We start from the raw sequence: 14,301 nt of genomic DNA, 5'->3' as shown, positions 1-14,301 counted from the left end.
TCCCCCTTGTACTGACAAAAGACTTGCGATCGGTTTTATCTATAGTTAGGATTGGCAATCATTATCATTTAGATTCCTATCCTATTCCGATATGGCTACTCATTCCGCACAAGTCATTGATCCCATCATCTGGCGAGCCCGTCTTACCAGCGGGAGCACTGCGCTTGCGGATTCCATACGGGATACGATCACAGAAAACCGTGCCTACCTGCTCGATTTCATCAAATTCGATGAGCCACACCCGCATCAGGCAATGACACTGTCGCAATGGCAACGCCCGTCCGAGATGCAGTCCTTGCTCGCGGCTTACTCCGATCATATTTACCGAAATCAACCCACTCTTGCGCGGGAAAATAAACCGTTACTTTCCCTGTGGGCGCAGTGGTATATCGGTTTGATGGTGCCCCCGCTCATGCAGGCTTTGCTCACTCAGGATATTGCTCTGGATTTATCCCCGGAGCATTTCCACGTCGAGTTCCACGAGACGGGCCGAGCAGCGTGTATCTGGATTGATGTTCATGAGGATCGCGTCGCGACCTTGCAATCGCCGCAGGAACGAATGGAAACGCTGCTAAAGCAAGCGCTTATTCCCGTCGTTGACGCGCTGGAAAAAACGGGTGAGATCAACGGAAAACTCATCTGGAGCAATACCGGCTATTTGATTCACTGGTATCTGAATGAAATGAAACCTTTACTGGGCGATGAAACCCTCGACACGCTACGCCAGTCCTGCTTCTTTGCAAAGCAGCTGTCAGATGGACGGGATAATCCTTTGTTCCGTACCGTCGTTCCACGCGATGGACTGCTTGTCCGTCGAACTTGCTGTCAGCGCTATCGCCTGCCAGATGTACAGCAGTGCGGCGACTGCACGCTGAAATAGGGCGTACATTGCGACGCGTTCTCCCAGAAAAATAGGACAAAACACAAAACGGCAACCTCGGTTGCCGTTTTGCTTTTCACTACGCGACTTGCTGACTCTCTTCCTCTGCACGTAATGCTTCCTCTGCTTCCTGCTGCAGAAGTTGCTTCTCATACACTTTGAAGAATGGGTAATAAATAATCCCCGAGACTAACGCCAGCAGAATGACCAACAGCGCCGCACGGAAATCCCAACCTAACGCCCACGCTGCGCCCACTGGTGCAGGTGCGGTCCATGGCACAACGGAAATAACGCGACCAATAAGATCCAGCTTCATGGCTGCCCATGCAAGCACGGCGTTAACCATGGGTGCCAGCAGGAATGGAATAAAGAACACCGGGTTCATTACAATCGGCGTACCAAAAATTACCGGTTCGTTGATATTGAAAATACTGGGCACGACGCTCAGACGACCAATAGAACGCAGATGCGCAGAACGACTGCGCAAGTAACACAAGACCAGCCCCATTGTCGCGCCCGAGCCGCCAATGACGATGAAGAATGTCCAGAACGCTTCCATGAAAATATGCGGCAGTGGCGCGCTTTGCGCCAGCGCAGACTGGTTCATGCCAAGATTGGTCAGCCAGAACATTTGCAGCATTCCGGAGACAATCGCCGCACCGTGTATCCCGGCAAACCACAGTAAATGCGCTATCAGTACCGCTAGCAGAATGGCAGGCAGAGAATCGGCTGCGGAAACCAACGGCTTGAAGATAGACATGATGGCTTGCGGAATGAGCATATCAAACTGAGACTGGATAAAGAGGCTCAGCGGGTAAAGCGTGAGGACGACAACCAGCACAGGAATCAGAAGATCAAATGAGTTTTTGATCATCGGCGGAACCTGATCCGGAAGACGGATGCCAATATTATGCGCTTTCAGGAAACGCATCATTTCGACGCAGTAGATCGCCACCAGAATCGCTGTAAAAATTCCGGTCCCGCCCAGGCTATCAACCGGCATCGCCCCTTTTGTTTTTGGCGCTGCAACCAGTAAAAACGCCATTAAGGACAGCATCGCGCACATAAACGGGTCAAGCTGATGCGACTTAACGTAGTGCTTGCCCAGGTTATAAGCGATCGCCGCGCAGATGTAGATGGACATAATGCCCATGGTCATATCAAACGGGGTGAGGATTTGCCCTTCAAACTGCTTCGCCATATCCAGCCACGCGCGCGCAAAGCCCCAGGTGGTGTCAGGTGAGAAAGGCGGGTAAGCAAAGACTAATAAGAATGAACCGACAATCATGAATGGCATCGCAGAAATAAATCCATCGCGGATGGCCATCACATGACGCTGGGAGGAGATCCGCCCGGCAATGGGACTGACATAGTTTTCGACAAATCGGAATATCAAATTAAACGCAGCATGGTTGGCAGACATAATGGTTCTCCTGTCAGATGATCAGTTCCGACGCAGACGCGTCATACGGTGTTCCATACATCATTTTCACCACCTTGCTGGGTCATGAACCAGCGACACAACAGGGACAGATTGTTTCATGATTGACTCTTATTATTGGATACAGGGGACGTTACACAGTCAGTATTAATCTCTCTTTCTCGCTCTGCAACCGGTTACTGTAACCGGTTTCCGTGATTGTGAAGGCGATCCAGAAATCGGGTGTCAGGGATATTTGTTACTTAAGAGATATTTACAGAGCATAATTTCTTATGACAGATTACGCAGGATAATTGTCAGGAGATAACAATGAGTTTGCAGTCCGTACAGCAATTTTTTGCTGACAATGCCCCCGATATTGATGTCATTGAGTTGAGCCAGAGCACAGCAACCGTTGCGTTGGCTGCTGCCGCCCATCACGTTGAGCCGGGGCAAATAGCCAAAACGTTATCGCTCAAAGTCAAAAATGAGGTGATTCTTGTCGTGGCGAAAGGCGATGCGCGCCTGGATAACAAAAAGCTGAAAGACACCTTTGGCGCAAAAGCGCGAATGCTCAGCAGCGATGAAGTGGTGACATTAACCGGGCATCCAGTTGGGGGTGTCTGCCCCTTTGGGCTAGAAAATCCGCTGTCTGTTTTTTGTGACATCTCGCTCAAGCAATACGACGAAGTCCTGCCCGCGGCAGGGTCAATCCACAGCGCCGTGCGCATCAAGCCTGAACGAATGGCGGAACTGACGTCGGCTACATGGGTTGATGTTTGCATTTAAACCGTTGCGCCAGGGATCTGGCGCAGGGGGGCCTTCGGTTTTGCACTATGAGTAAAATGGCGCAACCCATAAGGCGAACCGCGGCTTAACCTTCGGTAGATTCCTGAGAATGTCGGCGGCATCGAGAAGCCCAACATCAGAATTCACGCCCAGTTTTAGCATCGCGTTGTATTTATGCGCACGGATAGTTTTGATATTGCGCTCTAGCTGTACTGCAATTTCGGGGATGGAAAGACCCGACGACATGTAGCGCAAAACCGTCCGTTCCGTTGGACTTAACATCCTGGCGTGGCACCCATGCCAGTGGGTAAACGCATTGCTGTTAACTTCTCCCGTTTCACCCAGCAGAGCAATGAGCTGCCTTCGAAGATCGACCAGTGATGACGATTTGCTAATAATCCCGTGAAGGAGAGAGGGCGAAAGTTGGGCGATCAATCTGGCCTCAACCTCATCTCCCGCCAGGATAATGCGTTGTATAGCACCGTGTTTAAACGCAAGTTCGCGCATACAAACCAGACAATTTCGTCGCTCTTCGCGGGCGTCAGAAAGCGAATAGATCACCGAGAAAAAAGGAATATGCGAAAGGGCAGTATTAAAACTCTCAAAATTATTAAACAGATGCAATTGGTATTGGCGAAATGAGGCCATCATAAAAAGATGCGCCAGCCCAACAGCACTCATATTACAGGGATCTACGACAGCAATGTGTCTTCCTGCGGTATTTTTTTCCATTCCTTTGGTTCTCCATAGGCTGAAATTAAGTTTAACTCTCTCATTCCTTGTGAACTGTTGATCCATGCGTACATTTCAGCGTTGCCATGCAACGACAATCGGCGCATCGCACTATTTTTCTGAGCACTGATCGTCTTGTTACTTTTATTCAGTAAGGACGCGATTTGATTAATACCCCAACCTTTACCCAGAAGACGTAATACCTGACGCTCGGAAAGCGTCAACGTCACGGAAGGCTCATGCGCTTTATCAACTACCTGTGGCTCAGGAAGCAACAAGGCCTGACTTATCCGCTCAGCACGCTCGCGCCCTGCACTGAGGGCATCGATCACACCTTCAACTGGCCCCATATCCGACAGGAGCGTGCTCTCGGGACACATCAGCAACTCAATCGCCAGGGGGTACAGAGGCCGGGAGATTAAAAATACCCAGTGAATACCTTTATATTGACTCATTAATAAATAATATTGTTCTAGCGCCCCACGCGGATTAACGTATTCGCCAGAGATATCAGCAATGATGACGGCCGATCTTTTTACCTGCAAGCTTGTTAGTTCGTCTTGCGTTCGACAATAGGTCGTTTCATATTCAGGAAAATGCCTTGCCATCATGCATCCCAACCCCATTTGCACCATGGGGATTTTACTAATCACTATTGCAAATTTGCCCTTGACCGATGACATAGATTCTCCGATTCCTTTCTTCATCTATTATAAAGATATTTAAAGTCCAATTTGAGATATGATAAGGATATTTACCCCGAAATTACAACAGATATTATTTTACAAAGCACTTAATTATCATGACGACCTTAAACTGAATAGTAATATAGTACAAAAAATATATAACTTAATAGCATGGACATGAAATATTAAACAACAGTGGCTAATTAAGAAATTTTATATATAGACTTTTATTATTCACAAAATATATAAAATCTGTTTTACTCCTGTAACTGATTGCACAAATGTTGATCTGACTCAGAGCCAGAGCGCCCGTGGTTTGTGCTAAAAATAGGCATTCCAGACAATCTGGCAGTTCTCATATTTCAGGGTTTCAAATGCAGGCAGATCAGTCGTCACAACGCGCCATCACGCGACTCTGTATTCAGTGCGGTCTATTTCTATTGCAACATGGCGCGGAAAGTGCGCTGGTCGAAGAGCTCTCCACACGGCTGGGATTGGCACTCGGGATGGACAACGTCGAGAGTTCCATCTCTTCAAATGCTATTGTGCTAACCACCATTAAAGATGGGCAGTGCCTCACCTCAACGCGTAAAAATCAGGATCGCGGCATTAATATGCACGTGGTGACGGAAGTTCAGCACATTGTGATCATGGCTGAGCATAAGCTACTGGATCGGGATACCGTCGAAAAACGTTTTCATCAGATCAAACCGCTGCGTTATCCACTCTGGTTAGTGGTCGTGATGGTGGGCCTTTCCTGCGCCTGCTTTTGCAAACTCAATAACGGCGGCTGGGACGGTGCCGTCGTAACATTTTTCGCCAGCGCTATCGCGATGTACGTTCGACAGCTCCTCACCCAGCGACATATGCATCCACAAATTAACTTTTGTATCGCCGCGTTTGTGGCCACGACCGTCTCCGGTTTACTTTTACGCCTGCCCACGTTTGCCAACACGCCAACCATCGCAATGGCGGCCAGCGTGTTGCTTCTGGTACCCGGATTTCCGTTGATTAACTCGGTCGCAGACATGTTCAAAGGGCATATCAATACGGGCCTGGCACGCTGGGCGATTGCAAGTTTACTCACCCTCGCCACCTGCATTGGCGTGGTAATGGCAATGACGCTGTGGGGGCTGCGCGGATGGGCATAATCGAGTTTCTGTTTGCACTGGCGCAAGATATGGCTTTGTCCGCCATTCCCGCCGTGGGGTTTGCCATGGTTTTCAATGTGCCGCATCGCGCCCTTCCCTGGTGTGCACTCTTGGGGGCCATCGGTCACGGATCGCGGATGGTGATGATGACGGCCGGGTTTAACATCGAATGGTCAACGTTCATGGCCTCCATGCTGGTCGGCTGCATCGGAATTCAGTGGTCACGCTGGTATCTGGCGCATCCAAAAGTCTTTACTGTTGCAGCGGTGATCCCCATGTTCCCCGGCATTTCGGCTTATACCGCGATGATCTCGGCGGTTAAAATTAGCCATTTTGGCTACAGCGAACCGCAAATGATCCTTTTGCTGAGCAACTTCCTGAAAGCGTCATCGATTGTCGGCGCGCTCTCCATTGGCCTGTCGATCCCGGGTTTGTGGCTGTACCGCAAGCGCCCACGTGTATGAGATTTGTGTTATCGCGCTGCCATGGTGATAATCCCTGCATTCTGTTTGGCAAGGTAAGGAGAGGAAGTGGCTAACCCTGGCAGCGAATTCCCCGATCACAATGACGATTCCAGTTTGAAGGACAAAATTTTTCAAAGCGCGATCGCCCTGTTTGCTGAATACGGGCTGAACGGTGCGCGCATGGAACAAATTGCCGAGAAAGCCGGTACCACCAAGCGCATGGTGGTCTATCACTATAAAACCAAAGAAAATCTTTATCTTATGGCGCTTGAGTATGTTTATACCCAGATACGCGCCAGTGAAAAACAGCTCAGTCTGGCGGGCTTACCGCCCGTTGAAGCGCTGGTGCATTTGGTCGAAGCGACATTTGATTATCACGCCGATCATCCCGATTACATCCGAATTATTTGTATGGAAAACATGCAGCGCGGTCGCTTCATGCAGCAGTCCAGCTATTTGCGTCAGGTCAACCGCAGCGCGCTGGATTTACTCGACGCGATCCTGCGTCGCGGCAAAGAAAAACAGCTTTTTAATCAAACCGTTGATGCCCGAGATTTACACCGCCTGATCAGCAGTTTCAGTTTTCACTACGTCGCCAACAGTTACACCTTCACGCTGCTGTTTGAAGACGGTGCAGATGAACAGGCACAACGTCAGCACTATCGCAAAATGGCCGTTCAGGTCGCCCTGCGCTACACCTGCCCATAAAATCGCTTGCAATTAAATCGTGCACTATCTATATTGAACTCATGAAGACGAAAACGACCGACACCAACGCTGCGCTGCTGCTGGATAACCAGCTCTGTTTTGCCCTTTACTCGGCAAACCTGGCGCTCAATAAGCTGTACCGGCAATTGCTGGCGCCGCTTAACCTGACCTACCCCCAGTATCTGGTTATGCTGATTTTGTGGGAGCGGGATGACATCACGGTGTCGGAAATTGGCGAACGTCTGTTTTTGGATTCGGCAACGCTTACCCCGCTGCTGAAGCGACTGGAAAGCGCCGGTTTGATTGTACGCCAACGCTCGCGCCAGGATGAACGCCAGGTTGCAGTTACGCTTAGCGATGAAGGTCGCGCACTGCAACAGCAGGCGCAGGATATTCCTCAGGACGTTGGATGCGCCGCGCAATGTGATACTGAAACCCTGCTCGCACTCAAGCAACAGCTTGAACAACTACGCCAGCAACTCCATCGCGCCTGAAGCTATAGTTAATACGTATTGATTTAACCATATATATCGCACGCTATTTAATAGCACACTTAAAAGTAAGATGAGGAATCTGCCATGTCTTTAGAAAAAGTTGTTTATACCGCCAAAGCCAAAGCTACCGGAGGCCGTGATGGCCGTGCGACCTCTTCTGACGGCGTACTGGACGTCAAACTGGGCGTGCCAAAAGAGATGGGCGGCATGGGGGGTGAAGTTACTAACCCAGAGCAGCTGTTTGCTGCGGGCTACTCTGCCTGCTTCCTGGGCGCGATGAAGTTCGTCTCTAACCGCGACAAAATTGCCCTGCCAAAAGACGCCTTTATCGAAGGTGAAGTGGGTATCGGGCCACTGCCAACCGGTTTTGGTATCGAAGCCAAACTGAATATTCACGTTGAAGGCATGGATCCAGCTGAAGCCAAAAAACTGGTTGATGCTGCACACATCGTTTGTCCATACTCCAACGCGACCCGTGGCAATATCGACGTCACACTGAATATTATCGCGTAATTCTGGTTCGCTACCCTCTCCTCTCTGGAGAGGGTAAAAGCCCCGCACGATCCCCTGCTTCGCCCTTCTTCTCTGTGCTACCATAAGCCCATATCACGCCCGCAGTCATCCAGTAGAGAAAGTGTATGTCCTCCAGAATTTTGACCACCAGCGTCGCTGGAATTGATGCTTTTATGCGCGACCCCCGCGGCGTCCTGAATAACGCCGAAGGCGGAACTATCGCCGTATTTGCCGACAATGCGCCGGCTTTTTACGCGATCACCCCCGATCGTCTGGCCCAGCTTTTGGAAATCGAGGCGCGCCTGTCGCGCCCGGCGAGCGACGTTGCTCTGGACACACAATTCTTTGAAGAACCCGCCCTTTCCCCTATTGCCATCCCGATGGGGAAATTCGCCATGTACGCAGGCTGGCAGCCTGATGCTGATTTCCAGCGGCTGGCAGGTCTGTGGGGCATCGCGCTCGCGCAGCCCGTGACGCCTGAAGAATTGGCCGCATTCGTGGCTTACTGGCAGGCAGAAGGCAAAGTGTTTCATCATGTGCAGTGGCAGCAAAAGTTAGCCCGCAGCGTGCAGATGAATCGCGCCAGCAACGGCGGGCAGCCAAAACGCGATATCAATGCCTTTTCCCAACCGGATTCACAGATCCCACACGGATTCCGAGGTGCTAAATGAAAAATGTCGGCGAGCTAATGAAGCGTCTGCAAAAAATGATGCCAGCCAATGTGAAGCCCGCCTTTACCACCGGCGAAGAACTGCTGGCCTGGCAGAAAGAACAGGGTGAGATTCGCGCTGCGGCACTGGCTCGCGAGAACCGCGCGATGAAAATGCAACGGACGTTTAACCGCTCCGGCATTCGTCCGCTTCACCAGAACTGTTCGTTCGATAACTACAAAGTGGAATCACAGGGGCAAATGAACGCCCTGAATTTATCGCGTCAGTATGTGGACGAGTTTGACGGCAACATCGCTAGCTTTATCTTTTGCGGTAAGCCAGGTACCGGCAAAAACCATCTTGCAGCGGCCATTTGCAATGAACTGCTGCTGCGCGGCAAATCGGTATTAATCATCACCGTCGCAGATATCATGTCGGCCATGAAAGACACCTTCACCAATCGCGAAACCACGGAAGAACAACTGCTTAATGATTTAAGCAATGTCGACTTGCTGGTCATTGACGAAATCGGCGTTCAAACGGAATCTCGCTATGAGAAAGTGATCATTAATCAGATCGTCGATCGCCGCTCCTCATCCAAGCGCCCTACCGGCATGCTGACCAACCACAATATCGACGAAATGACCCGTCTGTTGGGCGAGCGCGTGATGGATCGTATGAAGCTCGGTAATAGTCTGTACGTGATTTTTGACTGGGAAAGCTTCCGCAGTCGCGTGACAGGCAAAGAGTATTAAGACATTTCCAGGAATGGCGCACCTTTCAGCAGTATATACTGGTGCCCGTTCCTGCCCAATCTGGGCCCTTCTCGAGTCAATATCATGAAAAAAAATCGTCTTCTCAGCACCGCTTTCGGCGTCGTTTTGCTCGCTGGCACCGCACACGCCGCCTCATGGCAGGACTCGTTATCCAGCGCAGCCAATGAGCTGACCAAAGGCAGTAGCGCTGAAAGTGGTGGCCTGTCGGCGTCATCTCTCACCAGCCTGTTAGGTAACAGCAATCAGAGCCTGAGCGCAGGCACCATGAACAATGCTGCGGGTATTCTCGGCTATTGTGCAAAAGAGAAACTGGCATCGGTGACGGATACCCAGAACATCAAAAACCAGGTTCTGGGCAAACTGGGCATGGATACGCAAGAGCAGAAAAAAGACACGAACTACATGGACGGTATCCAGGGCCTGCTCAATGCGCAGAACGGCCAACAGCTGAATCTGAGCACCCTGGGTGACTCCGCGCTGGCGAAAAAGGTGAAAACCAAAGCCTGCGATCTGGTGCTAAAACAAGGCGTTAATTTCCTCTCCTGATCCATCCCATTTTCTGCCACAACACGCCGTGTTTGCCAGGTTATCCTTGCGCCGCGGCGTCAGAGTCGGATTTTGCTTACTTGCCAGCCTCTCCTTTCCCTCATAGCGGGATGCGACGGCGTTCAAAATTTCCAATTTCTAAACCAAATCCTAACAACAGCACAATTTAGTGACACTAAAATTGCAGCTGTGTGACTTCGCTATTAAATTGGTTTCCCAAAAAGTCATCGGCTGGCCAGCAAAAAGACTGGCGCTATTGAGGATAATACTGTTGTCAGAGTTTATATCCCTTACCCTTTTCCTGGCTTCCATTGGCATTTACGCGTGGAAAGCGGGCCGTAATACCTGGTGGTTTGTTGCCACGCTTCTGGTATTGGGCATTTTTATCGTTTTGAACATTACCCTGTACGCCAGCGATTATTTTACCGGTGATGGCATCAATGACGCCGTACTTTACACGCTCACCAATAGCCTGACGGGCGCTGGTGTGAGTAAGTACATACTACCAGGCGTAGGTGTCGTTGTGGCGCTGGTTGCGGTGTTTGGGGCGCTTGGGTGGATCCTTCGCCGTCGCCGTCACCATCCGCACCATGTGGGTTACAGTCTGCTGGCATTGATGCTGGCGCTTGGGTCGGTCGATGCCAGCCCGGCGTTTCATCAGGTGACCGAGCTGGTAAAATCCCAGTCGCGCGATGGCGACCCGGATTTCACCGCCTATTACAAAGAGCCCGCCAAAACCATTCCCAATCCAAAACTCAACCTGGTGTATATCTACGGCGAAAGTCTTGAGCGCACCTATTTTGATAACGATGCGTTCCCAAACCTGACGCCAGATCTCGGTGCACTTAAAAACGAAGGGCTGGACTTTAGCCATACCGCGCAACTGCCTGGTACGGATTACACCATTGCCGGCATGGTTGCGTCTCAGTGCGGTATTCCACTGTTTGCACCGTTCGAAGGCAACGCCTCCGCGTCGATGTCGAGTTTCTTCCCGCAGAATATTTGTCTGGGCGATATTCTGAAAAACTCCGGCTACGAAAACTACTTTATGCAGGGCGCAAATCTGCGTTTCGCAGGCAAAGACGTGTTCCTGAAATCCCACGGATTCGAACATCTGTATGGCGCTGAAGAGTTAAAAACCACCGTTGCTGACCCTACTTATCGCAATGACTGGGGGTTTTACGATGACACGGTGCTGGACGAAACCTGGAAAAAATTTGAAGAGCTATCTCAATCCGGTAAGCGCTTTTCTCTGTTTGCGCTGACGGTCGATACGCACCATCCGGACGGTTTTATTTCACGCACCTGCCAGCGCAAACGCTACGACATCAATGGAAAAGCGAATCAGTCATTCAGCGCCGTGACCTGTAGCCAGGAACATATCGCCGCCTTAATCAATAAAATCAAAGCATCGCCGTACTTTAAAAATACGGTCGTCGTGGTCTCTTCCGACCATCTGGCGATGAAAAACAGCGCATGGGATGCGCTGAACAAACAGGACCGCAGCAATTTATTCTTCGTCCTGCGCGGCGACCAGCCTCAGCAGGATGTCATTGCCACCAAACGGAATACCATGGATAACGGCGCCACGGTGCTGGACATCATGGGCGGCGACAACTTTATCGGGCTGGGGCGCAGTACTCTTTCCGGACAGTCGCTGTCAGAAGTGTTCCTGAACATGAAAGAAAAAATTCTGGCGTGGAAGCCGGACGTGATCCGCCTGTGGAATTTCCCGAAAGAGATGAAAGATTTCACCATCGACCAGCAGAAAAACATGATTGCGTTTTCAGGCAGCCAGTTCCGTCTGCCGCTGCTGCTGCGCGTCTCGGACAGCCGCGTCGAACCGCTGCCAGAAAGCGAATATTCTGCCCCGCTGCGCTTCCAGCTTGCTGACTTCGCCCCGCGGGATAACTTTGTCTGGGTCGACCGCTGCTACAAAATGGGCCAGCTCTGGTCACAGCCGTTGTCCCTCTCGACGGACTGGTGCGTATCACAGGGTCAGTTAGGGGGTCAGCAGACGGTACAGCATGTCGATAAAGCGCAGTGGAAAGGCAAAACGGCGTTTAAAGATACGGTGATCGATACCGATCGCTACAAACGTAACGTCGATCTGCTCAAAGTGGTCGATAACGACATTCGCTACAAAGCAGACAGCTTCGTGTTTAACGTGGCCGGTGCGCCGGAAGAAGTGAAGCAGTTTAGCGGGATTTCTCGCCCTGAGTCGTGGGGGCGCTGGTCAAACGCCCAGCTTGGCGACGAAGTTAAAATCGAATATGCCGAGCCGCTGCCCGAGAAATTCGATCTGGTGATCACCGCGAAAGCGTTTGGTCCAAACGCTAATAAACCCATTCCGGTGCGTATTGGCGATACAGAACAGATGCTGACGCTTGGCAATGACGTCACTACCACTACGCTGCATTTCGACAACCCATCGCGCAGCCGTACCGTTGTGATTGTCCCGCCGGAGCCGCAATCGACTAACGAAGGCAATATCCTTGGGCATTCACCGCGTAAACTGGGGATTGGGATGGTCGAAATGAAAGTTGTGCGTAGCGACGGCTAGCGTTAATAAGAAAGCACGAGAAAGGAAAAGCGCCCTGCCTGAACAGGGCGCTTTTTTACATCAGAAGGTTTCCCAGTTTTCACCAGACGTGGTTGCCGCAGCTTTACGTGCTTTCACCGAGGCGACTGGCGTTTTAAGACCCGTCTGTTCGCGCGATTTCATCTGGTCCTGTTGAATACGGAACACCGCAACCGCCTGGGTCAGACGACTCGCCTGCTCTTCCAGTGCCGCAGCAGCAGCAGCAGATTCTTCGACCAGCGAGGCGTTCTGCTGAGTCACACGATCCATCTCAGCAACGGCCAGACCTACCTGGTCGATACCGCGGCTCTGCTCATCAGAGGCAGAGGCGATTTCGCCCATGATATCGGTCACGCGGGTGACCGCATTGACGATTTCACCCATCGTTTCACCGGCGCTTTCTACCAGCGTAGAGCCCAGTTCAACGCGACCCACTGAATCTTCGATCAGGCTCTTGATTTCACGAGCGGCCTGGGCGCTACGCTGTGCCAGATTACGCACTTCGCCAGCAACCACCGCAAACCCACGACCCTGCTCACCCGCACGTGCCGCTTCAACCGCAGCGTTCAGTGCCAGAATGTTGGTCTGGAAAGCGATTCCGTCGATCACGCTGATAATATCAGCAATCTTCTGCGAACTGCCGGCGATGTCACGCATAGTTTGCACCACGTTATCCACCACTTTTCCGCCTTTCTGCGCAGTCTCAGACGCGCTCAGCGCCAGATTGCTCGCCTGACGGGCGTTTTCGGCGTTCTGCTTCACGGTGGCGGTCAGCTGTTCCATGCTGGCAGCGGTCTCTTCCAGAGAAGCGGCTTGCTGCTCAGTACGGGAAGAGAGATCGTTGTTACCGACGGAGATTTCGCTCGCGCCGCTGTAAATCGCATTCGCGCCGTTACGCACATCACCCACAGTACTCACCAGCTCGCTCTGCATATGACGCAGAGTGTCGGCCAGCTGTCCCATTTCGTTAGTGCCTTCGACGTCAATACGCTTCACCAAATCACCGCTGGCGATATGACGAATGCTGTCGATCAGACGGTTCAGCGGAGAGATAAGAGACTGCTTAATGCCCAGCCAGACGCTAACAATCACCACCAGCACGGCGATCAGCACGCTAATCAGCACCCAGATAGCCTGAGTGTAAGAGCTATTGCTGTCTGCGACGGCGGTTTCGTAGAGATGGTCGTTCTGCTGCAGATAATTCACATATTCTTTTTCGAAACCGTCCTGATAGCCCTGCGTCGGCTGATCGAAGAAGTCATTGATTTTACCCGCACCCAAAAGCTGGATCAGCTCGGCTAGCGCACCGTGATAAATATCGTAGTTACGCTTGATTTCCTGAGCAGCAGCATCGCTCTGACGCGGATCGCGCGGCAGGGCCTCGTAGTCGGCCCAGTTTTTTTCCGCCTGCTTAAGGGAAGTCGACGCAATCTGCATCAGATCGTTCACGGTTGCACCGCTACCGATATTGCTCTGATCCATCATGTAACGGATACCCGCGCGGTTCAGGGTATTACGTGTTTGCAGCAATGCAACCCAGCTGCCGTTAAGCGTGGACTGTTGCTGGCGAATAGTTTGAAGAACAGTGAAGTTTTCTTTGTCATGCTTCAGGGCATTAAAGAAAAGACCACCGGATGTCAGTTGTAAAAGGCCGAATATAGCCAAGACCAGCAACAAGCTGGTGACAATCTTGATACGATTTAACATGTTTTCGCTTTCCATCAGACAGATAACAGAATTTTCGGCCTGGATAGTGAAAACTTTAAGGAAATCGTGTTGATGATTTGCGTGACTACACGTCATTTCGCAAAAAAATATTAATGTTTATCCTAAATTGGGCCGTTATATATCCATAAGATAAATTTTTGCTTTGTGGCACTGACATATTCTGTCAGTGCCATTGGCATAATT

15 protein-coding genes are annotated in these 14,301 nt (G+C 51.1%); 11 read left to right on the top strand and 4 right to left on the bottom strand.

Annotated features, from left to right (window positions below):
* Positions 1-91 precede the first annotated feature (91 nt).
* Positions 92-880 carry a siderophore-iron reductase FhuF gene (fhuF, locus tag AC0LWE_RS17295; RefSeq protein ID WP_219347084.1) on the top strand — a complete coding sequence of 263 codons (789 nt, stop codon included), beginning with the start codon at positions 92-94 and terminating at the stop codon, positions 878-880.
* A gap of 79 nt (positions 881-959) precedes the next feature.
* Here fhuF and AC0LWE_RS17290 read toward each other — a convergent pair whose 3' ends face one another.
* Complete coding sequence (locus tag AC0LWE_RS17290; RefSeq protein WP_059180212.1) at positions 960-2,303, bottom strand: PTS sugar transporter subunit IIC; 1,344 nt, start codon at positions 2,301-2,303, stop codon at positions 960-962.
* A 327-nt stretch (positions 2,304-2,630) separates the two neighbouring features.
* Here AC0LWE_RS17290 and AC0LWE_RS17285 point away from each other — a divergent pair, with 327 nt between their 5' ends.
* The gene (locus AC0LWE_RS17285) at positions 2,631-3,089 is read left to right on the top strand and encodes a YbaK/EbsC family protein (protein ID WP_131487337.1); all 459 of its coding nucleotides are present in this window, start codon (positions 2,631-2,633) and stop codon (positions 3,087-3,089) included.
* A 45-nt stretch (positions 3,090-3,134) separates the two neighbouring features.
* Here the strand turns inward: AC0LWE_RS17285 and bglJ are convergent, their stop codons facing one another.
* Together bglJ and AC0LWE_RS17275 are read right to left on the bottom strand one after the other, a co-directional pair.
* On the bottom strand, positions 3,135-3,770 hold the full coding sequence (gene bglJ, locus AC0LWE_RS17280) for a DNA-binding transcriptional activator BglJ (protein ID WP_059180214.1): 636 nt from the start codon (positions 3,768-3,770) through the stop codon (positions 3,135-3,137).
* 11 nt (positions 3,771-3,781) lie between these two features.
* Positions 3,782-4,504, bottom strand: a complete 723-nt coding sequence (locus AC0LWE_RS17275; protein ID WP_059180215.1) for a LuxR C-terminal-related transcriptional regulator — start codon at positions 4,502-4,504, stop codon at positions 3,782-3,784.
* A 377-nt stretch (positions 4,505-4,881) separates the two neighbouring features.
* Here AC0LWE_RS17275 and AC0LWE_RS17270 point away from each other — a divergent pair, with 377 nt between their 5' ends.
* The 9 genes from AC0LWE_RS17270 to opgB all read left to right on the top strand — a co-directional run bounded on the left by AC0LWE_RS17270 (position 4,882) and on the right by opgB (position 12,372).
* Complete coding sequence (locus AC0LWE_RS17270) at positions 4,882-5,658, top strand: threonine/serine exporter family protein (protein ID WP_219347085.1); 777 nt, start codon at positions 4,882-4,884, stop codon at positions 5,656-5,658.
* Positions 5,649-6,122 (top strand): threonine/serine exporter, encoded by a 474-nt coding sequence (locus AC0LWE_RS17265; protein ID WP_059180217.1) that lies wholly within the window; start codon positions 5,649-5,651, stop codon positions 6,120-6,122. The genes AC0LWE_RS17270 and AC0LWE_RS17265 overlap by 10 nt, the downstream gene beginning before the upstream one ends.
* 66 nt (positions 6,123-6,188) lie before the next feature.
* A complete protein-coding gene (locus AC0LWE_RS17260; RefSeq protein WP_059180218.1) occupies positions 6,189-6,830 on the top strand; it encodes a TetR family transcriptional regulator in 642 nt (213 codons plus the stop codon).
* 41 nt (positions 6,831-6,871) lie between these two features.
* Positions 6,872-7,324, top strand: a complete 453-nt coding sequence (locus AC0LWE_RS17255; RefSeq protein WP_202668136.1) for a MarR family winged helix-turn-helix transcriptional regulator — start codon at positions 6,872-6,874, stop codon at positions 7,322-7,324.
* A gap of 84 nt (positions 7,325-7,408) precedes the next feature.
* Positions 7,409-7,837, top strand: a complete 429-nt coding sequence (locus AC0LWE_RS17250; protein ID WP_012015928.1) for an organic hydroperoxide resistance protein — start codon at positions 7,409-7,411, stop codon at positions 7,835-7,837.
* Between the two features lie 125 nt (positions 7,838-7,962).
* Complete coding sequence (gene dnaT, locus AC0LWE_RS17245; RefSeq protein WP_059180220.1) at positions 7,963-8,508, top strand: primosomal protein DnaT; 546 nt, start codon at positions 7,963-7,965, stop codon at positions 8,506-8,508.
* Positions 8,505-9,242 carry a DNA replication protein DnaC gene (gene dnaC, locus AC0LWE_RS17240; protein WP_012015926.1) on the top strand — a complete coding sequence of 246 codons (738 nt, stop codon included), beginning with the start codon at positions 8,505-8,507 and terminating at the stop codon, positions 9,240-9,242. The genes dnaT and dnaC overlap by 4 nt, the downstream gene beginning before the upstream one ends.
* A gap of 84 nt (positions 9,243-9,326) precedes the next feature.
* Positions 9,327-9,809, top strand: coding sequence for a YjjA family protein (locus AC0LWE_RS17235; protein ID WP_219347086.1), 483 nt, complete (start codon positions 9,327-9,329; stop codon positions 9,807-9,809).
* Positions 9,810-10,080: 271 nt separating this feature from the next.
* Entirely contained in the window at positions 10,081-12,372 is a 2,292-nt protein-coding gene (opgB, locus tag AC0LWE_RS17230) for a phosphatidylglycerol--membrane-oligosaccharide glycerophosphotransferase (RefSeq protein ID WP_202665581.1), read from the top strand.
* Between the two features lie 60 nt (positions 12,373-12,432).
* Here opgB and tsr read toward each other — a convergent pair whose 3' ends face one another.
* Positions 12,433-14,097: a methyl-accepting chemotaxis protein gene (gene tsr / locus AC0LWE_RS17225; protein ID WP_202668133.1), complete on the bottom strand. Its 1,665-nt coding sequence runs from the start codon at positions 14,095-14,097 to the stop codon at positions 12,433-12,435.
* Positions 14,098-14,301 lie beyond the last annotated feature (204 nt).

It is taken from the genome of Lelliottia sp. RD5 (genome assembly GCF_056032945.1).
The sequence above is the reverse complement of the archived record's forward strand: the minus strand, read 5'-3'. Positions and strand labels throughout refer to the sequence as shown.